This is a genomic window from Clostridium sardiniense, from assembly GCF_019753795.1.
GTDB classification, from domain to species: domain Bacteria; phylum Bacillota; class Clostridia; order Clostridiales; family Clostridiaceae; genus Clostridium; species Clostridium sardiniense.
In genome coordinates this window covers 292941-316392 of sequence record NZ_JAIKTU010000003.1, presented here as the reverse complement: position 1 = coordinate 316392, position 23452 = coordinate 292941, and the positions used below count along the sequence as shown (strand labels likewise).

General features: G+C 29.5%; 27 protein-coding genes, 2 tRNA genes, 2 rRNA genes and 1 other annotated feature. Of the genes, 25 read left to right on the top strand and 6 right to left on the bottom strand.

Annotated features, from left to right (window positions below; all coding sequences use genetic code 11):
• The 4 genes from K5V21_RS05035 to K5V21_RS05020 all read left to right on the top strand — a co-directional run.
• Nucleotides 1-175: ribosomal RNA gene (locus K5V21_RS05035) — 23S ribosomal RNA — on the top strand; the annotation flags it as partial.
• A 54-nt stretch (nt 176-229) separates the two neighbouring features.
• Nucleotides 230-346 (top strand): 5S ribosomal RNA (gene rrf / locus K5V21_RS05030).
• Nucleotides 347-352: 6 nt separating this feature from the next.
• Nucleotides 353-428, top strand: a tRNA-Phe gene (locus tag K5V21_RS05025).
• A gap of 5 nt (nt 429-433) precedes the next feature.
• Nucleotides 434-507 (top strand) — tRNA-Cys (locus K5V21_RS05020).
• A 174-nt stretch (nt 508-681) separates the two neighbouring features.
• Here K5V21_RS05020 and K5V21_RS05015 read toward each other — a convergent pair.
• Nucleotides 682-1590 carry a S66 peptidase family protein gene (locus K5V21_RS05015; protein ID WP_221859655.1) on the bottom strand — a complete coding sequence of 303 codons (909 nt, stop codon included), beginning with the start codon at nt 1588-1590 and terminating at the stop codon, nt 682-684.
• A gap of 79 nt (nt 1591-1669) precedes the next feature.
• Entirely contained in the window at nt 1670-2617 is a 948-nt protein-coding gene (locus K5V21_RS05010) for a magnesium transporter CorA family protein (RefSeq protein WP_204596650.1), read from the bottom strand.
• 294 nt (nt 2618-2911) lie between these two features.
• Here K5V21_RS05010 and K5V21_RS05005 point away from each other — a divergent pair, with 294 nt between their 5' ends.
• From K5V21_RS05005 to K5V21_RS04970, 8 genes are all read left to right on the top strand, one after another.
• Nucleotides 2912-3454 (top strand): hypothetical protein, encoded by a 543-nt coding sequence (locus K5V21_RS05005; RefSeq protein ID WP_221859653.1) that lies wholly within the window; start codon nt 2912-2914, stop codon nt 3452-3454.
• Nucleotides 3455-3727: 273 nt separating this feature from the next.
• On the top strand, nt 3728-3916 hold the full coding sequence (locus K5V21_RS05000) for a sigma factor G inhibitor Gin (RefSeq protein ID WP_204596648.1): 189 nt from the start codon (nt 3728-3730) through the stop codon (nt 3914-3916).
• An 18-nt stretch (nt 3917-3934) separates the two neighbouring features.
• Nucleotides 3935-4576, top strand: coding sequence for a dTMP kinase (tmk, locus tag K5V21_RS04995; protein ID WP_221859651.1), 642 nt, complete (start codon nt 3935-3937; stop codon nt 4574-4576).
• Between the two features lie 71 nt (nt 4577-4647).
• Nucleotides 4648-4977, top strand: coding sequence for a cyclic-di-AMP receptor (locus K5V21_RS04990; RefSeq protein WP_204596646.1), 330 nt, complete (start codon nt 4648-4650; stop codon nt 4975-4977).
• A gap of 24 nt (nt 4978-5001) precedes the next feature.
• Complete coding sequence (locus K5V21_RS04985) at nt 5002-5931, top strand: DNA polymerase III subunit delta' (protein ID WP_221859649.1); 930 nt, start codon at nt 5002-5004, stop codon at nt 5929-5931.
• 4 nt (nt 5932-5935) lie between these two features.
• Nucleotides 5936-6841 carry a PSP1 domain-containing protein gene (locus K5V21_RS04980; RefSeq protein ID WP_221859647.1) on the top strand — a complete coding sequence of 302 codons (906 nt, stop codon included), beginning with the start codon at nt 5936-5938 and terminating at the stop codon, nt 6839-6841.
• 10 nt (nt 6842-6851) lie between these two features.
• Nucleotides 6852-7055, top strand: a complete 204-nt coding sequence (locus K5V21_RS04975; RefSeq protein ID WP_221859645.1) for a heavy-metal-associated domain-containing protein — start codon at nt 6852-6854, stop codon at nt 7053-7055.
• A 102-nt stretch (nt 7056-7157) separates the two neighbouring features.
• Nucleotides 7158-7328 (top strand): DUF362 domain-containing protein, encoded by a 171-nt coding sequence (locus tag K5V21_RS04970; RefSeq protein WP_204596642.1) that lies wholly within the window; start codon nt 7158-7160, stop codon nt 7326-7328.
• Between the two features lie 42 nt (nt 7329-7370).
• On the opposite strand, the gene K5V21_RS04965 is transcribed toward K5V21_RS04970, so the two are convergent.
• A complete protein-coding gene (locus K5V21_RS04965; RefSeq protein ID WP_221859643.1) occupies nt 7371-8024 on the bottom strand; it encodes an MBL fold metallo-hydrolase in 654 nt (217 codons plus the stop codon).
• 148 nt (nt 8025-8172) lie between these two features.
• Here K5V21_RS04965 and K5V21_RS04960 point away from each other — a divergent pair, with 148 nt between their 5' ends.
• The 6 genes from K5V21_RS04960 to K5V21_RS04935 all read left to right on the top strand — a co-directional run bounded on the left by K5V21_RS04960 (nt 8173) and on the right by K5V21_RS04935 (nt 14013).
• Nucleotides 8173-8628 (top strand): CtsR family transcriptional regulator, encoded by a 456-nt coding sequence (locus tag K5V21_RS04960; protein ID WP_204596640.1) that lies wholly within the window; start codon nt 8173-8175, stop codon nt 8626-8628.
• Nucleotides 8629-8640: 12 nt separating this feature from the next.
• The gene (locus K5V21_RS04955; RefSeq protein WP_221859641.1) at nt 8641-9171 is read left to right on the top strand and encodes a UvrB/UvrC motif-containing protein; all 531 of its coding nucleotides are present in this window, start codon (nt 8641-8643) and stop codon (nt 9169-9171) included.
• On the top strand, nt 9161-10171 hold the full coding sequence (locus tag K5V21_RS04950) for an ATP--guanido phosphotransferase (RefSeq protein WP_221859638.1): 1011 nt from the start codon (nt 9161-9163) through the stop codon (nt 10169-10171). Before K5V21_RS04955 ends, K5V21_RS04950 begins: the two co-directional genes overlap by 11 nt.
• Nucleotides 10172-10208: 37 nt before the next feature.
• On the top strand, nt 10209-12647 hold the full coding sequence (locus tag K5V21_RS04945) for an ATP-dependent Clp protease ATP-binding subunit (RefSeq protein WP_221859636.1): 2439 nt from the start codon (nt 10209-10211) through the stop codon (nt 12645-12647).
• A 182-nt stretch (nt 12648-12829) separates the two neighbouring features.
• Nucleotides 12830-13765, top strand: coding sequence for a thioredoxin-disulfide reductase (gene trxB, locus K5V21_RS04940; RefSeq protein WP_204596636.1), 936 nt, complete (start codon nt 12830-12832; stop codon nt 13763-13765).
• 23 nt (nt 13766-13788) lie between these two features.
• Nucleotides 13789-14013, top strand: a complete 225-nt coding sequence (locus K5V21_RS04935; protein ID WP_204596635.1) for a glutaredoxin family protein — start codon at nt 13789-13791, stop codon at nt 14011-14013.
• Nucleotides 14014-14071: 58 nt separating this feature from the next.
• Here K5V21_RS04935 and K5V21_RS04930 read toward each other — a convergent pair whose 3' ends face one another.
• Nucleotides 14072-14302 carry a glutaredoxin family protein gene (locus K5V21_RS04930; protein WP_204596634.1) on the bottom strand — a complete coding sequence of 77 codons (231 nt, stop codon included), beginning with the start codon at nt 14300-14302 and terminating at the stop codon, nt 14072-14074.
• A gap of 154 nt (nt 14303-14456) precedes the next feature.
• Nucleotides 14457-14627: a hypothetical protein gene (locus K5V21_RS04925; RefSeq protein ID WP_221859633.1), complete on the bottom strand. Its 171-nt coding sequence runs from the start codon at nt 14625-14627 to the stop codon at nt 14457-14459.
• 135 nt (nt 14628-14762) lie between these two features.
• Between K5V21_RS04925 and K5V21_RS04920 the strand changes: the two genes are divergently transcribed.
• From K5V21_RS04920 to disA, 4 genes are all read left to right on the top strand, one after another.
• Entirely contained in the window at nt 14763-15485 is a 723-nt protein-coding gene (locus K5V21_RS04920; protein WP_221859631.1) for a GntR family transcriptional regulator, read from the top strand.
• On the top strand, nt 15482-16210 hold the full coding sequence (gene nagB / locus K5V21_RS04915; protein WP_221859629.1) for a glucosamine-6-phosphate deaminase: 729 nt from the start codon (nt 15482-15484) through the stop codon (nt 16208-16210). Before K5V21_RS04920 ends, nagB begins: the two co-directional genes overlap by 4 nt.
• A 172-nt stretch (nt 16211-16382) precedes the next feature.
• Nucleotides 16383-17750 carry a DNA repair protein RadA gene (gene radA / locus K5V21_RS04910; RefSeq protein WP_204596630.1) on the top strand — a complete coding sequence of 456 codons (1368 nt, stop codon included), beginning with the start codon at nt 16383-16385 and terminating at the stop codon, nt 17748-17750.
• Between the two features lie 16 nt (nt 17751-17766).
• Nucleotides 17767-18831, top strand: coding sequence for a DNA integrity scanning diadenylate cyclase DisA (gene disA, locus K5V21_RS04905; protein ID WP_221859627.1), 1065 nt, complete (start codon nt 17767-17769; stop codon nt 18829-18831).
• 66 nt (nt 18832-18897) lie between these two features.
• On the opposite strand, the gene K5V21_RS04900 is transcribed toward disA, so the two are convergent.
• A complete protein-coding gene (locus K5V21_RS04900; protein ID WP_221859682.1) occupies nt 18898-19296 on the bottom strand; it encodes a nucleoside triphosphate pyrophosphohydrolase family protein in 399 nt (132 codons plus the stop codon).
• Between the two features lie 307 nt (nt 19297-19603).
• On the opposite strand from K5V21_RS04900, the gene K5V21_RS04895 reads away from it, so the two are divergent.
• The 3 genes from K5V21_RS04895 (at nt 19604) to K5V21_RS04885 (ending at nt 23452) form a co-directional block, all read left to right on the top strand.
• Nucleotides 19604-20722 carry a PIN/TRAM domain-containing protein gene (locus K5V21_RS04895; protein WP_221859625.1) on the top strand — a complete coding sequence of 373 codons (1119 nt, stop codon included), beginning with the start codon at nt 19604-19606 and terminating at the stop codon, nt 20720-20722.
• A gap of 11 nt (nt 20723-20733) precedes the next feature.
• Nucleotides 20734-21408 carry a 2-C-methyl-D-erythritol 4-phosphate cytidylyltransferase gene (ispD, locus tag K5V21_RS04890; RefSeq protein WP_221859623.1) on the top strand — a complete coding sequence of 225 codons (675 nt, stop codon included), beginning with the start codon at nt 20734-20736 and terminating at the stop codon, nt 21406-21408.
• Nucleotides 21409-21477: 69 nt separating this feature from the next.
• Nucleotides 21478-21659, top strand: a binding site (T-box leader).
• Between the two features lie 77 nt (nt 21660-21736).
• Nucleotides 21737-23452: a proline--tRNA ligase gene (locus tag K5V21_RS04885; protein ID WP_221859621.1), complete on the top strand. Its 1716-nt coding sequence runs from the start codon at nt 21737-21739 to the stop codon at nt 23450-23452.

Sequence of the window (23452 nt, the reverse complement as noted above, 5' to 3'; positions counted from 1 at the left end):
AAGTCGGGAAGGGATAAACGCTGAAAGCATCTAAGCGTGAAGCCCACCTCAAGATGAGATTTCCCATAGCGTAAGCTAGTAAGACCCCTTGAAGAACACAAGGTTGATAGGTCAGAGGTGTAAGCATAGCAATATGTTCAGCTGACTGATACTAATAGGTCGAGGGCTTGACCAATAAAAAAGATGATCAACAAAAATTCATGTGCAATTTTCAGAGAATAATCTGAAATCTGGTGATGATGGCATAGAGGAAACACTCCTTCCCATTCCGAACAGGAAAGTTAAGCTCTATAGCGCCGATGGTACTGCATGGGAGACTGTGTGGGAGAGTAGGACGTTGCCAGGTAAGTGTGGCTCGATAGCTCAGTTGGTAGAGCAGCGGATTGAAGATCCGCGTGTCGTAGGTTCGATTCCTACTCGAGCCACCATATATGGCGCTATAGCCAAGTGGTAAGGCAGAGGTCTGCAAAACCTTTATCCCCGGTTCAAATCCGGGTGGCGCCTCCAAAAGAGGAAAACCTGTAAACTAATGTTTACAGGTTTTTATTTTTTTGAAGACCTTTCTAAGGTTAACTAAACGAAAAAATATAAAAAGTTATCCACAAAAAAATATTTATTAAGCTAGTTATCCACGTAATACATGATATATTGTTAGTATATATTTTAGTTTGTGGATTATTTTTATTTTAAAGCATTTTCGCATAATACTAGTTTGCTAGTATTCTTATCATATGTTGCTTTACATCCGATAGGGAAAATTAGATTTGGATATGAATGCCCAAAAGGTATACCATATATAATAGGTATATTTAAAGGAATTAATCTTTTTTTTATTACTTCTAAAGTTGTAAAACTTTCCTCATAAGTATCTAAGGAGCATCCAGTCATGTGTCCAATTAAAATAGCCTTACATTTATTTAATTTAGAAGATAATATAAGTTGAGTTAATAATCTATCTATTACATATGGAGCTTCATTAATTTCTTCTAATAAGAGTATAGATTTATCTAAATTAACCTCATATGGAGTACCAATTGAAGAGCATATCATAGATAAATTTCCACCCATTAATCTTCCACTAAAATAATCATTATTATATTTAGCACAATTAGATAAATCATATATTGTTCCTTTACTAGGATTAAACATCATTCTTTTAAAATAAGATAGAGTAAGAATATCATTAAAATCCGATTTAACCATTGGACCGTGAAATGTAATCAAATTATTATTAGCAAAATAATTTAAAAGTATAGTTATATCACTATAGCCGCAGAAAAATTTGGGGTTTTTCTTAATAGATGACATATTTATATGAGGAAGAGTCCTTATAGAACCATATCCACCTCTATAACATACAATTCCATCGATTGAATCATCTTCAAACATATCAGTTATTTCTTTAGCTCTATCATAATCGTTTCCACATAAGTATCCATTTTTATCATATATGTGATTTCCAAGTACTACATTGAATCCAAGAGTTTCAAATTGACTTACATAAGTATCTATACTATCTCTTGGACTACAAGAAGCTGGTGCAATAATACCAAGTGTAGAGTTATTACTTAAAATTTTTCCTTTAAGCATATATGATCCCCCTAAAAAAAGAGAGCCATAAATAGCTCTCTATTAATTTAGTATATATTATGCTTTTTTTTATAAATTGTTATCTAAACATATCCTTTTTATATAAAACCCATGCAACAATTCCACAAATAAAGAATGTCATAAACATTATTGTATAGAATGCAGCAGGATCATTAGGGGAGAACGGTAACCATACGTTCATACCAAATATTCCACCTATTATTGTTGGTATAGCCATAAGAATTGTAACTGAAGCAAGAACTTTCATTACTATATTAAGATTATTTGAGATTACAGATGCGAAGAAATCCATTGTACTTGCTAATATATTACTATATATTTCTGTCATTTCAATTGCCTGTTTATTCTCTATAATTACATTTTCTAATACATCTTTATCATCCTCATACCTTTGCATTATATCTAGTTTAAGCATTTTTTCTAATGTTATTTCATTAGCTTTTAATGATGTTGAGAAGTATACTAATGATTTTTCAAGAGAGTGCAATTGTATAAGCTCTCTATTTTTCATTGATTTATGAAGTCTTTTTTCTATCATTAAACTTTTTTTATCAATTTGTCTTAAATATAGTAGATAATATGTAGAAATTCTATTTAATATTTGAAGTGTAAACCTAGATTTCTTAAAAGTAAAAAATGATTTAATTCTTCCATTTATAAAATCAGTTAATACTTTACTATTTTTAAGGCATACTGTTATAAGTTGCTTTTCTGTATGAATTATTGAAAGCGGATATGTATCATAAGTAAGTGAATTATCTTCCATTTCAGTGAATGGAATATCCACTATTATTGAAATAGCATCATCTTCTATATCTATACGAGAAGTTTCCTCGTCATCTAATGAAGCTTTAAGGAAATCTAATGACACTCCTGTTTTATTTGAAATTAAAATAAGCTCTTCATCTGAAGGTGCAACTATATTTATCCAGCAACCTTGTTCAATATTATCAAGTTGCTTAAGAATTTTATTATCTTCACTAATAGTTTTAAATATTTGGATCATGATCAAACCTCCATTTGTATTCTTTTATATTATACTCTTAAATAGGTAAATATAAAATAAGTACTTTTAAAATACAAAACATAAAATAATATGGAAGATTTATTATGATAATAATCGCATATAGTAGCAATTAATAATAAAGATTAGAAAAATAAAGATAAAGTAATGCTAATGCCTAATACAGCCTAATAATAATTAATTTTGACTTATATTAGCATGGAATAAAGTTCGATTTGCTAGTATAATCAGATTTAGTATTTATAAATAATTCATTAAATCATGGGGGATTTAAATATGATGCACAGAGAAATAGTTGCTAGAAAGAAGGCTCATGTAATTGCATTAGTATTGTTCGTAATAACATTTATGCTATATGCACAAGAGGGTCTTAAATTTATTGATTTCCATAGCAATAAAACATTAACTATTTGTAAGATAGCTTTAGCGGTTTTGACTATTTTAATTATTATAAGAGAATTTATTAGTTGTACAGTTTCATATAAATATGCTTTAATAGCGAATAAACTCATAGTAAATAAGATTTTTTCTAAAGAAGAAAAAAATCTAGCAAGTATAAAAATATCAGACATTGTATATATAGGTAAGAAAAATGGACAACCTAAAGAATATGATGCGAAGTCTATAGGGAATTATACTTGTGATAAATTAAAAATTGATCAATACTGCTGTGTATATAAATTAAAAGAAAACTATTATAAATTCTATTTTCAACCAAGCGACTGTTTTATTAGAAGGGTTGAAAGACATATAAAAAGTACAAAAAATAATGATACAAAGAATATAACTAACATGAATACTACAGACTCTCAAGCATAATAGCTTGGGAGTTTTTTATTTGAATAGATATTTGTTTATGATTGAGAAATTTATGATAGTCCTATAAGAACAATTAAGATAAATTATATAAATATTAAGTGTTAGGAGTGTAGTAATATAAAATATTTTGTGTATATAAATAATTAGAAGTTATTTATTAAAAGTCCTATATAAAGTTCTTTTATAACATAAAAAATTATAGAGAGTGCCTTTGTATAAAAAGTATTTTAACTGTTAATAATTAAAATATATTTTTATTTAGGGGGTTTAGTTATGAATATTTTATTTAACAAAAAAATTAGGGAAAATGTTTGTGGAATCTGTGGAAATGTTAGTGATAATGGTATAATTATAAAAGGAAATTTGATATGTCCAAATTGTGAGATTGACATATTAAATACAGAACCAGGAGATAATGAATATGATGATTATGTTCATAAGATAAAAAATATATTGAAATAGAGAAAGAGGTATACAGACGTGAAGAAGGGATTATTTATTGTATTTGAAGGCGGAGAAGGTTCAGGAAAGAGTACAATGATAGACAAGGTATACGAATGGCTTAGAGAGTGCGATTATGATTGTATAAAGACAAGAGAGCCAGGCGGAATAAGTATAGCTGAACAAATAAGAGAAGTAATTTTAAATAAAGAAAATACAAAGATGGATGGCAAAACAGAGGCATTACTTTATGCAGCTGCAAGAAGGCAACATTTAGTTGAGAAGGTTATTCCAGCATTAGAAAATGGACAAGTAGTTTTATGCGATAGATTTGTTGATTCATCATTAGCCTATCAAGGATATGCAAGAGGTCTCGGAATAGAAGAAGTGTATGAAATAAATAGATTTGCAATTGGAGATTGTATGCCAAATATTTCTATACTATTTGATATAAGTCCAGAAGTTGGTATGGCAAGAATAAAAAAGAATGCCGAAAGAGAAGTAAATAGATTAGATTTAGAAAAGTTAGATTTTCATAATAAAGTTAGAGAAGGATATGATATAATCTATAGAAAAAATAGAGATAGAATGGTTAAAATAAATGCTGATGAGTCAATAGATAAAGTATTTGACGACGTAAAAAATATAATTTCTAATTTAATAAATAATACTGACAAATAAAGGGTTATGGAAAGATATTACTTTGTGGTAAAATGTAATTAGGGTATTTATTAAAGAGTGGAGGTTATTGTATGAAGTTAGTAATAGCTATAGTACATGATGATGATTCAGATGACTTACTAGACATTTTAACGGAGAAAAACTTTGGAGTTACAAAACTTGCAACTACAGGTGGTTTTTTAAAATCTGGGAATACCACATTACTGATAGGTGTAGAAGAAGATAGGACTGAAAAAGTTATAGATATAATAAAAGATGTTTGTAAAAAACGTAAGGAAGTTGTTACAGCACCAGCACCCATCACAGGGAATGCTGGAATGTGTATTCAATATCCTATTGAAGTGCAAGTTGGAGGAGCAACTGTATTTGTTATAGATGTAGACCAATTTGTAAAGATATAAGTACAATACAAAGGAGCGAGTGTATTGGAGAGATTTATAGGACATAATAAAGTTATTGAAGGATTTATGAAAAGAGCAGAAAGCAATACACTATCTCATGCTCACTTAATTGCAGGAAGAGATGGAATAGGGAAGAGTATCCTAGCAGATATATTTGTATCAAAGATACTAAATAAAGAAGTTGGAAAAGAACATGTAGATGCTATTCATTACAGAAATAAGAGAGCATCTATGGGGGTTTCTGAAGTTAGAGAAATAATTGAAGAAGTTAATAAGAGGCCTTATGAGGGTGATAAGAAGGTAATTATTATATATGATTCAGAAAAACTGACAGCTCAAGCACAAAATGCACTTTTAAAAACAATAGAAGAACCACCAAATGGGGTATATATTCTATTACTTACAACTAATTTAGAAATAATATTAGATACAATAAAATCTAGATGTCAGATATATAAGCTTACCCCTCTCAATAAAGAAGAAATGGTTGAACTTATTAAATCAAAACATGAGCTAAGTGAAGAGCAATTACTGTCTTTGCTTGCTTACTCAGAAGGAATACCTGGAAGAGCAGAAAGATTTTTGAAAGATCCTGAGCTTCAAACTCTTAGAAATCTTATAATAGATATGCTAAGGGATATTAACAATAATGAAATAGATGTAACCATAAAGTACGAAAAGGCATTTCAAAATTACAAAGATGAAAAGGAAGAGTTATTAAACATAATTTCAACTTTCATAAGAGATATTATTCTTTATAAAGAGATTAATGATAAAAAACTTATAATTAATTCAGATAAAAGTAATGATATTGAAGAGTTAATAGAGATGATGTCATATAGAAAATTAAATGGAATGCTAAAATATATAGAAGAGGCAAGAATGAATTTAAAGCATAATACTAATTTTTCTATGACTATTAGTATTATGCTTATGGGTTTTTTGGAGGTATAATTACATGATAAAGGTAATTGGAGTAAGATTTAAAAAGGCTGGGAAAATATATTATTTTGATCCAAATGAATTAAATATAAATAAAGAAGATTATGTAATAGTCGAAACAGCTAGAGGTATTGAGTTTGGCCAATGTGTAATTGGAATAAAAGAAGTAAATGAAGATGATATAATAGCACCTTTAAAGAGTGTTTTAAGGGTAGCTGATGATGATGATATAAAAAGACATAATGATAATAAGGCTAAAGAAGAAGATGCCTTAAAAATTTGTACAGAAAAGATATGGAACCATGGGCTTATGATGAAGCTTATAGATGTTGAATATACTTTTGATAATAATAAGGTAATATTCTATTTTACAGCTGATGGTAGAGTAGATTTTAGAGATTTAGTTAAGGATCTAGCAACTATATTTAAGACAAGAATTGAGCTTAGAAAAATTGGTGTTAGAGATGAAGCTAAAATGATAGGTGGACTTGGACCATGTGGAAGACCAATGTGTTGTTCATCATTCTTAGGTGATTTTGCATCAGTTTCAATAAAGATGGCAAAAGAACAAAATTTATCTTTAAATCCAACGAAGATATCAGGAATATGCGGAAGGTTAATGTGCTGCTTAAACTATGAACAAAGCACATATGAAGAAATAAGAAAAGAACTTCCTAAGGTTGGATCTATTGTAAAGACTTCAGAAGGAACTGGGGAAGTTATACAAAACAATGTAGTTAAAGAAAGTGTAAAAGTCAAATTAAAGAGAAAAGATGAAGAGATTTTACAAACATTTAATATAAAAGATGTTAAATTAATTAAAGGCAGTTATGAAGATAGCATAGACGATTCAGACATAAGAATTGAAGTAGAAACTGAAGAAGATAAGAAGCTTATAAAACAACTTATAAAAGAAAAATAGGAGGACATAAATGAAGGCAGTATTAAAAGTTTCTGGAATGAGTAATTCTACAGATATCAGAAAAGTGCAAAGTGCAATAGCAAGCAGCGAAGGTGTAATTGCAAGTGAAGTAGCTTTAGAAAAGAAAGAAGTTACAATAATATATAATGATATGTATATAGAATTAGAAAGTATTATAGATAAAATTGAGGATCTCGGATACACGGTAATATAATATTTAACAATTCCTAAATTTTCACAAAGTACTTTTAAAAAATAAGGAAACGTGTTAAAATTAATTTGGTGTAATTACCATAAATTTTAGGAGGTGTTTTTAATGGCATTTGTAATAAACGATTCATGCATAAGCTGTGGAGCATGTGCGCCAGAATGTCCAGTTAATGCTATAAGCCAAGGAGATACTCAATTTGTAATAGATGCAGATACTTGTATCGATTGTGGAAACTGTGCTAATGTTTGTCCAGTTGGAGCACCAGTTCAAGAGTAATATAGCTTAAAAAAGACCGTCTTAGGGCGGCCTTTTTTGATTTTAATAAGGACTTTCAGACATTGGAGGCAGAATTATTGCATTTTCATTTTCCATTAATGTTTCTTTAGAAATAGTGAAGGATTCAGTATTTATCTTTGATATCTTTTTTAGTAATAAAGTAAAATCTTTTAATCCATTAAATAGAAAAGATGAATACGAATATTTATAGTTCATTGGTATAATAACCTTTGGGCTTATTTTTTTTATAAGCATATAAGCCTCTTTTCCAGATAGGTTTATATGACCTCCAATAGGGATGAATAAAATATCTATATCATCAAGTTCATCTATAATATTATCTGATAAAAATTCACCAAGATATCCTAAATGACATAGTTTTAAATTATCAATATTATAAGTATATATAGTATTGGGACCACGTTTATAGCCGCTATAATGATCGCAGTATGTAGTATATCCTTTTATTAATCCAATATCAGTATTATAAGTTCCTGGGGAATTTATGATCTTAATATGATGCCCTATTTCATTAGGACATAAGGATTCAATATTTTGGCTACTTAAAGTTATAATATTAGGATTTAAGGAGGAAATATCACAGGTATGGATCTTATTAAACGGATCAATAAGAAGTCTCTTACCCATTGATGTTTTTATGAGAAATGTTGAATTTTTAATCCATGTTATATCCATAAATAAATCCTCCTTTTGATTCAATTATAGTATGTGTAAATTCATCTAAATATAAACCTATTATCTTGAATAAGTATAAAAAAAGTATTAATATAATGTTACAAAGTCAAGGTAAGTAAAGAACAAGAAAGATTAAGAAGGTGTAAACATGGCAAGATTAACAGATATAATAGAGAAATTTATAAAAGAAATGATAAATGAAGATAAGGATAATAAAGTGTTAATTCAAAGAAATGAATTAGCAGATCAATTTAGGTGTGCACCATCTCAAATAAATTATGTATTAAGTACTCGTTTTACTTATGCTAAAGGATACGTTATAGAAAGTAGAAGAGGCGGGGGCGGATACATAGCTATTAAGAGAATTGAGCACAAGTGTCCAGTTAGCAGAAAAAAATTATTAAATGAGTCTATAGGTGATGGAATAACGTATCATAATACTATTGCATTATTAGATAATTTATTAGAAACAGAAATAATTAATAAAAAGGAGTATGAACTCATAAAAATATCAGTGAACGATAAAACATTAAAAGATGTAGATAACAAAAATAAAGTTAGGTCAGATATATTAAAAGGAATGATGATGGTATTAATAGAATAAGGGGGGAGATTCATGCTATGTGAGAGATGCAACAAAAATGAAGCAAAAATTCATCTTATTAAGAGTATAAATGGAGATAATACAGGCGTATGGTTATGCGATAATTGTGCCAATATATTTGGAGAGTTATCAATTATAAAATCTTCAGATGGGAAAGATATTTCATTTAATAAAATTATTAATAGTCTACTTGGAAAATTTCCGCTTAAAGATGAAAAAGTGACAAATCTTGTTTGCAAAGCATGTGGAACAACCTATGAAGAGATTAAAGAGAAGAGAATACTTGGATGTAATAAATGTTATTACTATTTTAAAGATAATTTAATACCAGTAATTAAAAAAAATCAGGGTAATATAGAACATATCGGAAAAATACCCAAAAGAGAAGGAATAATAATAAAGAAAAAGAAAAAAATCAAAAAATTAAAAAGTGATATAGAAAAGGCTATTGTTATTGAAGATTATGAAAAAGCTGCAGTAATTAGAGATGAGATATGGGATTTAGAAAGGGAACTTAAAGAGGGTGTGAGAAATGATAAATAATTGGATTAATAGCAATAGTATAGAAGATGGAATTATAATTAATAGCAAAGTAAAAATATTTAGAAATATACAGGGATATAAGTTTCCAGTAAACTTGGAAACAGAAGAAGGACGACGATTATCTGAAAAAGTTATAAATATATTACTAGATAATGTAGATGGTCTAAAAACTATAAATCTTTGGAAAGATAAAGAAGAGTTAGATATTTATAAAGAAAAAGGGATTATAACTAATTCTTTATTAAAAAATAGTGACTTTTCTTCATTTGCTATAAATAACGACGAAACTTTTAGCGTAATGATAAATGAAAAAGAACATTTAGGATTACAATCTGTAAGTAATGGCAATAATCTAGAAGAGATGTATGAATATGTTAATAAAATTGATGATTTGATAGAGGATAAATTAACTTATTCATTTGATAATAACATAGGTTATCTAACTTCTGATGTATCTAATATTGGTACAGGTCTTAAAGCAGCAGTAATGGTGCATCTACCAGTATTATCTACAAATGATGAGATTGCTAATTTACTAAGAGGACTTAATAGAGCAGGAATATCTATAGAGGGTATGTATGGAGAGCGAGGAAAGTCTTACGGAAACATATATATAGTATCTAATGAAATAACTTTAGGAGTTACTGAAGAGGAAATAATAAATACGTTACAAAATGTAATTAAAAATATAGTAAATGAAGAAAATAGAGCTAGAGAACAGATGATAGCTGAGTGCAATAAAGAACTAGAAGATAGAATATTTAGAGCATATGGAATATTAAAAAATGCAAGAATACTTAAATGGATAGAAGGACTTAATTTACTATCTGATTTAAGACTTGGAGTAGAGCTGTCACTATTAAATATTAATAAAGATAAGTTAAATAAAGCAATTATTTTAACTAGAGATTCCATTCTAAGAGGTAATGTACAGGACAAGATCTCCTATAGGGATTTGAATATAGAGAGAGCTAAAGTTGTTAGGAAACTTTTAGAATAAGATTTATGGTATAAAAGGGATAAGGAGGACTAAATACATGGGTAATGGGAGATTTACGGAAAGGACTGAAGCTGTAATACTAGAGGCTAAGAAGGAGTCGCGTAACTTTAAACACGGATATATTGGTACGGAGCATATACTTCTTGGGATATTAAAAGAAGGTGGATATGCAGCAAGTGTATTAAATAAAAATAATATAAGTGATGATGATATAAGAGAAAAGATAGAGAGTTACTTAGGGTATGGGGAAATTGATATTTCAATATCAGAATTATTATTAACTCCAAGAACTAAGCATTTATTAGATATAAGTTTTAAAGAAGCTAAAAACTATAATCATAAATACGTAAATCCTGAGCATATACTTTTAGCACTTCTTAAAGAAGAAGATGGTGTTGCATATACTATATTATTGCAACTGGAAGCTGATGTTAAATCAATAATAAATGATATAAGTTTATTTTTAGATGCAAAAGAAGATGAAGTGTTACTTCAAGATGAAGAGGATGAAGATTTATATGATGATATGCCTGTACTTAAGCAATATAGTGTTAATATGACTAAGCTTGCAAAGGAAGGTGCATTTGATCCTGTTATAGGTAGGGATAAAGAGACACAAAGGGTTTTAGAAATACTTTGTAGGAGAGTGAAAAATAATCCTTGCCTAATAGGAGAACCCGGAGTTGGTAAGACTGCTGTTATAGAAGGATTAGCTCAAAAGATAGTAGAAGGAAATATTCCGGAGATACTTAAGGATAAGCAGATATTTTCATTAGACCTTACCAATATAATTGCAGGTGCAAAATATAGAGGTGAGTTTGAAGAACGATTAAAAAAGGTTGTTGAGGAAATAAAAGGGAATAAAAATATAATTTTATTTATAGATGAGATTCATACTATTATTGGAGCTGGTGGTGCTGAAGGAGCTATTGATGCTTCTAATATATTAAAACCATCTCTTGCAAGAGGCGATGTTCAATGTATAGGTGCAACAACGACAGATGAGTACAGAAAACATATAGAAAAAGATACGGCATTAGAGAGAAGATTCCAACCTGTTAATGTAGAAGAGCCAACTATAGATGAAACTTTAGAAATTTTAAAAGGCCTAAGGGATAAGTATGAAGCTCACCATAAAATCAAAATATCAGATGAGGCTCTTAAATCAGCTATAGAGTTATCGGAAAGATATATTGTAGATAGGTTTATGCCTGATAAAGCAATAGACTTAATTGATGAGGCTTCTGCTAAGGTTAGAATAGAAACACTTGTAACTCCACCTGATTTAAAGAGCATAGAAGAGGAAATACAGATAGCAATAAAAGAAAAAGAAGAGGCTATAAGGGTTCAAGAGTTTGAGAAAGCAGCAGCACTTAGAGATAAGGAAAAGAAGTTGAAAGAGCAACTTAACAATAGACTAAGTGACTGGAGTACTAATAATTCTGTAAATACGCTAGTAGTTGGAACAGAAGATGTAGCTAAAGTAGTTTCAAGTTGGACTAATATACCTGTTTCAAAACTTACTGAAAAGGAAAGTGAGAGATTACTTAAGTTAGAAGATAGGCTTCATGAAAGAGTGGTAGGTCAAAGTGAAGCAGTGTCCTCAATAGCAAAGGCTATAAGAAGGGCAAGGGTTGGACTTCAAGATCCAAATAGACCAATTGGAAGTTTTATATTCTTAGGACCTACTGGAGTTGGGAAGACTGAGTTATGTAAGGCTTTAGCTGAGGCTGTATATGGTGATGAAGATAATATGATAAGAGTTGATATGTCAGAATATATGGAAAAGCATGCAGTATCTAAGCTTATAGGAGCTCCTCCAGGATATGTAGGATATGATGAAGGTGGTCAATTAACCGAAGCTATAAGAAGAAGACCTTATTCTGTAATTCTTTTAGATGAAATTGAAAAGGCGCATCCAGATGTATTTAATATATTATTACAAATACTAGAGGATGGAAGACTAACAGATGGCAAAGGAAAGCTAGTTAATTTTAAAAATTCTATAATTATAATGACTTCAAATATAGGAGCTCATAAATTAAACAAACAAAGGAATGTAGGGTTCTTAATTAGCAGTGATAAAGAAAATGAGTATAATTTAATGAAGGATAATATATTAGAAGACCTTAAAAAGAGTTTTAGACCAGAGTTCATAAATAGAATAGACGATACTATTGTATTTCATAAATTAGATAGAGATTCTATGAAAGATATTCTAGATATTATGCTTAAGGAAATGAAAAATAGACTAAGAAAAAGTGATATCGATATATATTTTGATGAAGAAATAAAGGAATATTTATTAAATAAATGTAAGGGTAATGAATACGGAGCGAGACCTTTTAGAAGGATAATAACGAAAGAAATTGAAGATAAGTTAAGTGAAGAAATATTAAAAGGAACTATAAGAAAGGGAAAAAATTTAGAAGCATTTATAAATGAAGAATGTATAAAATTTAAGAATATAAGTTAAGTTATAAAGGGAGTAAATAATTATGCTCCCTTTATATTTTTTTGCATATATTAATGATTAGTGATATATGTAAAAAACTTGTAAATATAATTGCTTTATAAAATATTTTATTGAAATAATAAAATTTAGTGTTATAATAAAACATAAGAGATATACCCCACGGGGGTAAGGAGGCTGAAATAATGGCAAAGCAAGTAAAAGAAATTGATTTAATTATAGTTGGTGGTGGACCAGCAGGATTAACAGCAGCTATATACGCATCTAGAGCAAGATTAGACATGTTACTATTAGAAGATAAAGTAATGGGTGGTCAAGTCAGAAATAGTTATACTGTAGAAAATTACCCAGGATTTAAAAAAGTAGCGGGATCAGAACTTGCAGACATTATGCAACAACAAGCGGAAGAACTTGGAGCTACGATTGAAGAATTTGATATTATAGAAAATGTTAAATTAGATGGAGAAGAAAAAATAGTAGAAACTGAAGAATTTATATATAAACCAAAAGCATTAATAATTGCAACAGGTGCATCTCCAAGGAAATTACCAATAAGAAATGAAGAAAAATTTGCAGGTAAGGGTGTTCACTACTGTGCAGTATGTGATGGAGCTATGTACCAAAATAAAGTTATTGGTATAGTAGGTGGAGGAAATACTGCATTAGAAGAGGCTATCTTCTTAACAAACTTTGCAGAAAAAGTATATTTAATTAGAAGATATGATTACTTTAGAGGAGAAAAGGCAGTTCTTGAAGAAGTTGAAAAGAATGAAAAGATAGAAATTCTTTATAATGAGGATTTAATAGCTGTTGATGGTGAAGATTTCGTAGAAAAAGGAATAATAAAGAATACAATAACAGGAGAAGAAAAGGAAATAGCTTTAGAGGCTGTCTTTGGATCAATTGGTCATGAGCCAATGGTAAATCTATTTAAAGAATATATAAATATAAGTAAAGGTCAATATATAATTACAGATGAAAATATGAGAACAAACATCCCAGGTGTTTATGCAATAGGTGATGTTAGAGAAAAAGAATATAGACAAATAACAACAGCAGTTGCTGACGGAACAATTGCTGCATTAGAAGCAGAAAAATATATAAAGAAATTAAATAAATAAGTTAAATAAGGCGGTAGAAAATTATGATAAAAATTTATTCAACATCATGGTGTCCAGCTTGCGTTAAAGCGAAGAAGTATTTAAATATGAAAGGAATAGCTTTCGAGGAAGTAAATGTTGCAGACAAACATGAAGATAGAAATGAAGTTCAAAAAGTTTCAGGACAAAGAACAGTACCAGTATTAGATATTGATGGTAAAGTTATTGTTGGCTTTGATAAAAAAGCAATAGACGAAGCTTTAAAATAATATAAAAAACCCCTATTACTAAATTTAGTAATAGGGGTTTTTTTATTAATTTTATTAATTAAAGGCTAGTTAGTGCTTTATCTATAGCTGGTTTATCAAATCCTATTATGATTGTTCCGTTTATATCTAGAACTGGAACTCCCATTTGTTTTGATTTTTTAAGCATTTCATCTCTTGCTTCCATATCATCTTGAACATTTAATGAAGTGAACTCTACGCCTTTTTTAGTTAAATAATCCTTTGCCTTTACACACCAAGGGCATGAATTAGTTGTATATACTTTTATCATATTAAATTCCTCCTTGCTTAACAGCAATAATAATAATTATTATTATTGAATATCTTTTCTTAAATTTTACTCTAAATGATTATTAAATTCAAGCCGGCTATTGTATACATTGTGTAACAATTAAATTACTAATATATATTATATATCAAAAACTCTATTTGATTACATCTTTATTGTCCAAATATGAATTTAGAATAAAATTATTAGATACATCACCATCTGAAATAGCATTGGAGAAGCTTTCACTTACATTGAGAGGTAGATCGTTTTTAGTAGTATTTTGAGTATTTAAAATAGAATTAGCAAGTTTTGATTTATCAATCATAGTATCATCTCCTTTAAAATTGTATAATTATTATTTGTATAAAATAAAATTATTATGCTAAAAATAAATTTAATTTGTATAGTGGTCTAGACAACTATAACTTATAGATATATAATTAATTTAGGAGGAACAGATATGATAGATAAAAATAGTCCAATTCCAGTTTACTTTCAATTAAAGGAGGCTATCTTAGAAAAAATTTCAAAAGGTTATTGGAAAGTAGGAGAATGTATAGATAGCGAAAGAGAACTTGCGGAGCATTATGAAGTTAGTAGGATGACAATCAGACAAGCTTTAGGTGAGTTAGTTCAAGAAGGAATATTAGTAAGGGAAAAGGGAAAAGGTACATTTGTCTGTGAGCCCAAGGTAAGACAACAAGATGTTATGAGTTTTACTGACATTATAGAAAAATCAGGCGGAAATCTAGAAACTGAACTTTTAGAGTTCAAACTTATAGATACGCCAGAAGAGTTAATAGATTTATTAAAAGATGAAAAAGTATATAAAATTAATAGAATGAGAAAAGTGGATGGTGAATGTATAGCAAACGAAATAGTACATATATCACCTAGAGTATGTGGAGAATTAAATGATGAAATGTTAAAGGGTTCATTATTTAAAATAATAGAAGAAAATGGACATTTCATAAATCATTCAGAATCAGCAATAAAAGCTATTGTAATGGATGACTTTTATAAAAATTTATTTAGAGTTAGCAAGGTACTTCCATTAATAAGTACATTTGGTACGACTTTAGATGAAAATAATAATATTCTTTTTGTAGAAGAATCAATTTATAGATCAGATAAATATATTTTAGAGGTCAATATATCAAGGCGAGAGGGGAAATTAAAATGAAACTAGTAGTAGTTAAAGGTTATGAAGAAATGAGTAAAGTAGCAGCAGAGGTAATGGGGAAAGTTATTAATGAAAAGCCAGATGCGGTTTTAGGACTTGCAACAGGTGGTACTCCAATTGGGATGTACAAAGAATTAATAAATATGAATAAAGCGGGCAAAGTTGACTTTAATAAGATCACTACAGTAAATCTTGATGAGTATATAGGCCTTGCAGGTACTCATGAGCAAAGTTATAGATACTTTATGAATAAAAATCTTTTTGATCATATAAATATAGATAAAGAAAAAACTTATGTACCAAATGGATTGGCAGAAAATATTGAAGAAGAAGGAAAAGCTTACGATAAGAAAATAGATGAATTAGGTGGAACAGATATTCAATTATTAGGTGTTGGTAATAATGGTCATGTGGCATTTAATGAACCAGATAAAGCTTTAATTGCAGGAACTCATCTTACAGGGTTAACTGAAAGTACAATTGAGGCAAATTCAAGATTCTTTGATTCAATGGAAGAGGTTCCAAAGACAGCTATAACGATGGGATTAGGTCAAATAATGAAGTCAAAGAAGATATTATTAATAGCAAGTGGAGAAGGTAAGGCAGAGGCTATGAAGGAGTTATTTAGTAGAAAAATAACAACAGAATGTCCTGTAACAATGCTTAACATGCATAGAGATGTTACTGTTATAATTGATGAAGCAGCTGCAAAGTTTGTAAAATAATTTACTAAAGATTAGAAAAGGATTATCAATTACTTGATAATCCTTTTTTTCATAAATTAAACAGTATAAAAAATAACTCTAAAATGTTATATTGGCACAATTGTATGTTATTATAATATAGGTAGAGTGTATCTTTACACACAAGTTAAGGAAGAAGTAGAGGGTGTTTTTTATGGCTAAAGTAAAATCAATATATATTTGTCAAGAATGTGCTTATGAATCTGCAAAGTGGCTTGGAAAATGTCCATCTTGTAATTCATGGAATACATTTGTTGAAGAAGTAAGAGATAACAAAGTTCAAGTTAAAAATGATATAGTAAAAAAACTTAAGCCTGAAAATATGCCAAAGAGTATAGGAGATATTAAATCTGGAGACAAAGAAAGATATAATACAGGAATAAATGAGTTAAATAGAGTATTAGGTGGGGGTCTTGTTAAGGGATCATTAACGCTAATATCTGGTGATCCTGGTATTGGTAAATCTACATTATTACTACAAACTGCAAATAATATTGCAAAAACATATGGTAAAGTGTTATATGTATCCGGAGAAGAGTCAGAAGAACAGATAAAAATAAGAGGGGATAGATTAGGTGTAGCTTCTAATGATTTATATATTGTATCAGAGACAAATTTGGATACAATAGAAGTATATATAGATGAGTTAGAGCCTAAATTTGTAATAATAGATTCTATTCAAACTGTATATAAAGAAGGTGTTACCTCTGCACCGGGAAGTGTATCACAAGTAAAGGAATGTTCTAACCAGATAATGAGAATTGGTAAGAAAAGAAATATACCTTTATTTATCGTAGCTCATGTAACGAAGCAAGGTGAACTTGCAGGACCAAGAGTTTTGGAGCACATGGTAGATACAGTACTTTATTTTGAGGGCGAAAGAACTGAAGAATTTAGAATTTTAAGAACTATGAAAAATAGATTTGGAACAACAAGTGAAATTGGTGTATTTGAAATGAGACAAGAAGGATTGGTAGAGATATATGATCCATCTGGTATTTTTCTTGAAGATACAACCTTTAATCAAGAAGGCTCAGTTGTAATTGGTATTATGGAAGGAACAAGACCTATTTTAGTAGAAATTCAAGCATTAGTTACGGAGACTAAAGCTGTAATGCCAAGAAGAACAGCAGTTGGAATTGATAATCAAAGATTAAGTTTAATACTTGCTGTTTTAGAAAAAAAGTTAAGAATACCATTTTATAATCATGATGTTTATGTAAATGTTGTTGGTGGATTAAACTTAGACGGTACAACCGCAGATCTTGGTCTTGCTATAGCATTACTTTCAAGTATGAAGGGAAAAGGGATCAAACTTCCTAAGGTGTTATTAGTTGGCGAGGTTGGATTAACTGGAGAAATAAGACCAATAGCATCAGTTGATAGACTTGTAAATGAAGCAGAAAAGATGGGATTTGAAAATACAATAATACCTACAAGAAATAGAGAAAAAGTAACTAATAAATCTATTAAAATTTTAGGTGTTAGCAATATAAGGGAAGCGATAAGTAAGATATTCTAGGAGAATAGGTGAGTGTATGAGGTTAGAAAGAGATATTGAAATCAAAAATATACTAAAAATAATGTGTCCAGGAACTCAATTAAGAGAAGGGCTTGAAAATATCCTTAGAGCAAAAACTGGAGGCTTGATTGTTTTAGGAGATAACGAAAATGTTATGAGTATAGTGGATGGCGGATTCACAATTAATTCCGAGTATTCTCCTGCATACGTATATGAATTAGCTAAAATGGATGGGGCAATTGTACTTAGTGGAGATATTAAAAAAATAGTGCGTGCAAATGCACAATTAGTACCTAGTGCATCAATACCTACATTTGAAACGGGAACTAGACATAGAACGGCACAAAGGGTTGCTAGAGAAACTGGGAATGTAGTAGTAGCTATATCACAAAGAAGAAATATAATTACAGTTTACAAAGGTGAATTAAAGTATGTCTTAAGAGAGAGCAGTGTAATTCTTGGAAGAGCAAACCAAGCGGTTCAAACCTTGGAAAAATATGTTTCGGTACTTGAAAGAGTAATAAATAATTTAAATTTATTAGAATTTCAAGATCTAACAACACTTTTTGATGTTGTTACTGCAATTCAAAGAACAGAAATGGTTATGAGGATTGTAGAGGAGATAAGAATATACATTCTTGAACTTGGCAATGAAGGTAGACTTATATCAATGCAATTAAACGAACTTATAAGACATATAGAAAGAGATGGTATATTTTTAATAAGAGATTATAGCTGTCCAGATAAAGATCATAATGAAATATATGAAAGCATACAAAACTTAACTTCAGAAGAACTTATTGATTTAGAAGCGATAGCTAAAGTTTTAGGATATGGATACGCACCTCTTGCAGATACACTAATATCACCTAAGGGATATAGAATGCTTAGTAAGATAGCTAGAATTCCTTCAACCGTAATAGAAAACCTAATAAATCATTTTGAAAGTTTCAATAGAATAATAGAGGCGGATATAGATGATTTAGATAAGGTCGAGGGTATAGGAGAAGCAAGAGCGAAAGCTATAAAGAATGGATTAAGAAGAATAAATGATCAAGTTTCATTAAAGGTGGAATTATAGATAAATAAAAGCGATATCTAAATTTATTTTAGATATCGCTCTTTTTATTTATTATTAATTCTATCATTATCTAAAAGTGAATTTGCCAAGAGTAGTAACTTTATCATTCTCTTGAAGCAATACATCATATAAATTTATGCCTAAAGTGTTGCAAAGAGATGTAAGATAGAAAATGTTATTCCCCATTTCACGTTCAATTACTTCGCGACAATTATTACATAATGTTCCATCAATATGATTCTTGAAGCAATCAGTAAGTTCCTCTATTGAATCGTTTTCTGTTGGTATGCATTGCTTGCTAGCATTTATTTTAATACAACCACAATTAGTTACAGCTTTAATAATTGCTCTATTAACTCTGGCATTTGATTCGCCATATTTACTCAAAGTGTCTAAAATGCTTTTATGTCTTAATAAAGAATCGTTTACAGAATTTTGAAAATCATCAAAAATAATATCTTTCATTTGTCTCAACTCCTTGCTAGTATTTAATATATTTAGATTAATTATAAATTTTCTAGGCAATAATTGTCAATGTGGATTTAAATAAATAACCATTTATTAAAATAATCATATACTATTTTAATTTTTAAATATAGGGGGTATAAAGTTAACGTTACTAAAACGTTAACTTAAATTAAGAAAATCTTCATTTAAGGGTACTTTTTAATATGGTATAATTAACTAAACAATGCTTTATTTTTATAAATCATTATATTAAAAGAATTTTATATAACAAATTTGGCAACAATTTTAATAAGGAGGTGATAAAATGTTTAAAAAGTTAATTAGAGGCATTTTAACATTAATGGGGCTGTTACTTGGTTATATAATTGGAGATTCAATTTTGAGAATTGAAGCTGTTAGAAAGATAGGGTATCTGTCAGGTACAGTTGGTTCGGTATTATTTCTTATTTTTATTTCTTTATTAGTTGGTATTATTATGTATTTAGTATCTCCGATAATATATAGGGCGATAATTGAACTTATTGATTATACTGAAAAGAATATGAGAAAATTTACTTTAACGGAGATTATATACGGGGCTATTGGAGCTGTCATAGCTTTAATTATAATGTTCTTTGTTGCAAGACCACTAAATGATCTTGCTGGGGCTTTAGGACCAATATTATATGTTTTAGTAAATTTACTAAGTGCAATAATAGGTATGAAAATAATGGTTGAAAAGAAAGATGATATGAATAATCTTATATTATCAATGAAAAAGTCAAGTTCTACAAAAGAAAAAGTAAATAAGGAAAAGAAGAGTAAAGCTAATTCAAAAGAGGGAAGATCTATACCAAAAGTGTTAGATACATCAGTAATAATTGATGGAAGAATATTTGATATCTGTGAAACAGGATTTATAGAAGGACCATTAGTTATACCAAATTTTGTCCTTGATGAATTAAGACATATTTCTGACTCATCAGATTCACTTAAGAGAACAAGAGGTAGAAGAGGACTTGATATATTAAATAAGATTCAAAAGGAACTGGATATAGAAACTCAAATATGGGAGGGAGATTTTCCAAAGATAGCAGAAGTAGATGCTAAACTTTTAAAATTAGCCCAAACATTAGATGGAAAAGTAATAACTAATGATTATAACTTAAATAAAGTAGCAGAAGTTCAAGGGGTACCAGTTCTAAATATAAACGAGCTTTCAAATGCAATAAAGCCAGTTGTTATTCCAGGGGAAGAAATGACTGTAGAAGTTGTTAAGGACGGAAAAGAAGCAAGCCAAGGAGTAGCATATTTAGATGATGGAACTATGATAGTAGTAGAAGGCGGAAGAAAGTACATGACTAAAACAATAGGTGTTATAGTTACATCGGTATTACAAACAGCTGCTGGTAGAATGATATTTGCTAGACCTAAAGAGAACTAAAGGAGAGTTTAATGAATAGTGCCATTATTCTATCTGGAGGAAGAGGAAAAAGAATGGGTGCTGATATAAGTAAACAATTTATATCAATAAATGATAAGCCTATACTTTATTACACAATTAAAAAGTTTATGGAAAATGAATTAATTGATGAAATAATATTAGTTCTTCCAAAAGATGAGATTGAATACTGTAAAAAAGAAGTGCTAGATAAAAATAAATTAAGAATAGATAAAATAGTTGAAGGTGGAGATGAAAGACAGGATTCAGTTTTAAACGGATTAAATGCTATAGAAAAAACTGATATTGTACTAATTCATGATGGTGCTAGACCGTTTGTTACAGATAAAATTATAGCAGAAGGAATAAAAGCAGCTAAAAAATTTAAAGCAGCAGCACCAGGTATTATGCCAAAAGATACTATTAAAGTTAAAGATGAAAATGGATTATCAAAGGAGACCCTTAAGAGAGAAGAGCTTATAGCTGTTCAAACACCACAGATATTTGATTATAATCTTATATTAGAGTGTCACAACAAAGTTAAAGAGAATAATATAAAGGTAACTGATGACACTATGGTTGTTGAAACCTTTGGGCATAAAGTTTTCTTGTATGATGGAGAATATACTAATATAAAAATAACTACTCCAGAAGATTTGATTTTAGCGAGATATTTAGCTGATAATTAGTGATAATATCACTATGTTGACAGTGAAAATTTTAGAAGTTATAATTAGTTAAGTATAATTCCATATAAATTAAGAACTATGAAGAAGAATAGTAGAAATCGCTTTTTCAGAGAGAGAATCCATAGGCTGTAAGGTTCTCAACTAGATTTTGAACCAGCTTCTGAGTAATAGGAAAAAACTATCGGTTTAATACCGTTATCATTATTAGAGAAAAAATTTAGGTGGTACCGCGATTAATAGTCGCCCTATTGTTAATAGGGCGGCTTTTTTTATATCTAAAAAAGTAAGAAATAAATTAAATTCACATAGAAATTAGGAGGATATTATTATGAAAATGTCTAATATGCTAATTGCAACTTTAAGAGAAGTTCCAGCAGAAGCAGAAATAGCAAGTCATCAGTTAATGCTTAGAGCAGGACTAATAAGAAAAATGGCATCAGGAGTATATAATCACTTACCTTTAGGAGTAAAAGTTCTTAAAAAGGTCGAAGATGTAGTAAGAGATGAGATGGATAAATCAGGAGCTCAAGAACTTTTAGCTTCAGCTATGATACCAGCAGAATTATGGCAAGAATCAGGAAGATGGGATGCTTATGGAGCTGAAATGTTTAGAGTTATAGATAGAAATAATAGAGAATTTTGTTTAGGACCAACTCATGAAGAAGTATTTACAAATATTGCAAGAAATGAAATAAAATCATATAAGCAATTACCATTAAATCTTTATCAAATACAAACTAAATATAGAGATGAAACTAGACCAAGATTTGGAGTTATGAGATCAAGAGAGTTTATAATGAAAGATGCTTATAGCTTTGATAAGGATCAAGAAGGACTAGATTTAGCATATGATAAAATGCATGATGCATACGTAAATATATTTAATAGATGTGGGTTAGATGCGAAATGTGTTGAAGCAGATTCAGGAGCAATTGGAGGATCAAACTCAGCAGAATTTATGGTTAAATCAGAAGTTGGAGAAGATGATGTAGTATTCTGTACTGAATGTGATTATGCTGCAAACATTGAAAAAGCAGAAACAAAAGCAGAAATTGCAGAAGCAGAAGAATTAGTTGCAATGCAAAAGGTAGAAACTCCAGATAGCAGAAGCATAGAAGAGGTATCAGAATTCTTAAGTGTTTCTCCTAAGAAGACAGCTAAAACTTTAATATATAATGTAGATGGAAAATTAGTTGGAGTTTTAGTTAGAGGAGATAGAGAAGTTAATGAAGTAAAAGTAGCTAATGCTTCTAATGCATCAGGAGATATAGAGTTAGCATCACATGAAGAAGTTATGAGAGCAACTAATGCAGAAACTGGTTTCGCAGGTCCTGTAGGATTAAGAGTAGACTTATTATTAGTAGATGAAGAAGTTAGCAGAATGTATAATATGGTTGTGGGAGCTAATGAAACAGGATACCACTTAACAGGTGTTAATTACGGAAGAGAATTCGAAGGAGTAGTTGGTGACTTTAGAAACATAGAAGAGGGAGAAACTTGTCCTAAATGTGGCGGAAAAGTTACTATAGCAAGAGGAACTGAGGTAGGTCATATATTTAAATTAGGAACTAAATACTCAGAAGCTATGAATGCTAAATTTATTGATGAAAACGGAAAAGAAAAGCCATTTATAATGGGATGTTATGGAATAGGTGTTACAAGAACAGTTGCATCAATAATAGAACAACACCATGATGAAAATGGAATAATCTGGCCTTTAGAGGTTGCACCATATCATGTTTCAGTAATAGCTGTTAATTCAAAGGATGAAGATCAAATGAGAATTGCTTCAGAAATCTATAATGAATTAAGAGAAATGGGAGTTGAAGCTCTTTTAGATGATAGAAAAGAAAGAGCTGGAGTTAAATTCAAAGATTCAGAACTTATGGGAATTCCTATGAGAATTACAGTAGGAAAGAAGATAGGTGATGGAGAAGTAGAATTTAAGCTAAGAACTGGCGGCGAAAATGAAACAATAAAGATAGAAGATGCAAAAGAAAGAGTCAGAGCAGAATTCGAAAAAAATAACCTAAAACTAAGATAG

Excerpts from the sequence above, each read along its gene's own strand:
- K5V21_RS05015 (WP_221859655.1), bottom strand. The coding sequence starts at position 1,590 with ATGCTTAAAGGAAAAATTTTAAGTAATAACTCTACACTTGGTATTATT.
- K5V21_RS05010 (WP_204596650.1), bottom strand. The coding sequence starts at position 2,617 with ATGATCCAAATATTTAAAACTATTAGTGAAGATAATAAAATTCTTAAG.
- K5V21_RS05005 (WP_221859653.1), top strand. The coding sequence starts at position 2,912 with ATGATGCACAGAGAAATAGTTGCTAGAAAGAAGGCTCATGTAATTGCA.
- K5V21_RS05000 (WP_204596648.1), top strand. The coding sequence starts at position 3,728 with ATGAATATTTTATTTAACAAAAAAATTAGGGAAAATGTTTGTGGAATC.
- K5V21_RS04990 (WP_204596646.1), top strand. The coding sequence starts at position 4,648 with ATGAAGTTAGTAATAGCTATAGTACATGATGATGATTCAGATGACTTA.
- K5V21_RS04980 (WP_221859647.1), top strand. The coding sequence starts at position 5,936 with ATGATAAAGGTAATTGGAGTAAGATTTAAAAAGGCTGGGAAAATATAT.
- K5V21_RS04975 (WP_221859645.1), top strand. The coding sequence starts at position 6,852 with ATGAAGGCAGTATTAAAAGTTTCTGGAATGAGTAATTCTACAGATATC.
- K5V21_RS04970 (WP_204596642.1), top strand. The coding sequence starts at position 7,158 with ATGGCATTTGTAATAAACGATTCATGCATAAGCTGTGGAGCATGTGCG.
- K5V21_RS04965 (WP_221859643.1), bottom strand. The coding sequence starts at position 8,024 with ATGGATATAACATGGATTAAAAATTCAACATTTCTCATAAAAACATCA.
- K5V21_RS04960 (WP_204596640.1), top strand. The coding sequence starts at position 8,173 with ATGGCAAGATTAACAGATATAATAGAGAAATTTATAAAAGAAATGATA.
- K5V21_RS04955 (WP_221859641.1), top strand. The coding sequence starts at position 8,641 with ATGCTATGTGAGAGATGCAACAAAAATGAAGCAAAAATTCATCTTATT.
- K5V21_RS04950 (WP_221859638.1), top strand. The coding sequence starts at position 9,161 with ATGATAAATAATTGGATTAATAGCAATAGTATAGAAGATGGAATTATA.
- K5V21_RS04945 (WP_221859636.1), top strand. The coding sequence starts at position 10,209 with ATGGGTAATGGGAGATTTACGGAAAGGACTGAAGCTGTAATACTAGAG.
- trxB (WP_204596636.1), top strand. The coding sequence starts at position 12,830 with ATGGCAAAGCAAGTAAAAGAAATTGATTTAATTATAGTTGGTGGTGGA.
- K5V21_RS04935 (WP_204596635.1), top strand. The coding sequence starts at position 13,789 with ATGATAAAAATTTATTCAACATCATGGTGTCCAGCTTGCGTTAAAGCG.
- K5V21_RS04930 (WP_204596634.1), bottom strand. The coding sequence starts at position 14,302 with ATGATAAAAGTATATACAACTAATTCATGCCCTTGGTGTGTAAAGGCA.
- K5V21_RS04925 (WP_221859633.1), bottom strand. The coding sequence starts at position 14,627 with ATGATTGATAAATCAAAACTTGCTAATTCTATTTTAAATACTCAAAAT.
- K5V21_RS04920 (WP_221859631.1), top strand. The coding sequence starts at position 14,763 with ATGATAGATAAAAATAGTCCAATTCCAGTTTACTTTCAATTAAAGGAG.
- nagB (WP_221859629.1), top strand. The coding sequence starts at position 15,482 with ATGAAACTAGTAGTAGTTAAAGGTTATGAAGAAATGAGTAAAGTAGCA.
- radA (WP_204596630.1), top strand. The coding sequence starts at position 16,383 with ATGGCTAAAGTAAAATCAATATATATTTGTCAAGAATGTGCTTATGAA.
- disA (WP_221859627.1), top strand. The coding sequence starts at position 17,767 with ATGAGGTTAGAAAGAGATATTGAAATCAAAAATATACTAAAAATAATG.
- K5V21_RS04900 (WP_221859682.1), bottom strand. The coding sequence starts at position 19,296 with ATGAAAGATATTATTTTTGATGATTTTCAAAATTCTGTAAACGATTCT.
- K5V21_RS04895 (WP_221859625.1), top strand. The coding sequence starts at position 19,604 with ATGTTTAAAAAGTTAATTAGAGGCATTTTAACATTAATGGGGCTGTTA.
- ispD (WP_221859623.1), top strand. The coding sequence starts at position 20,734 with ATGAATAGTGCCATTATTCTATCTGGAGGAAGAGGAAAAAGAATGGGT.
- K5V21_RS04885 (WP_221859621.1), top strand. The coding sequence starts at position 21,737 with ATGAAAATGTCTAATATGCTAATTGCAACTTTAAGAGAAGTTCCAGCA.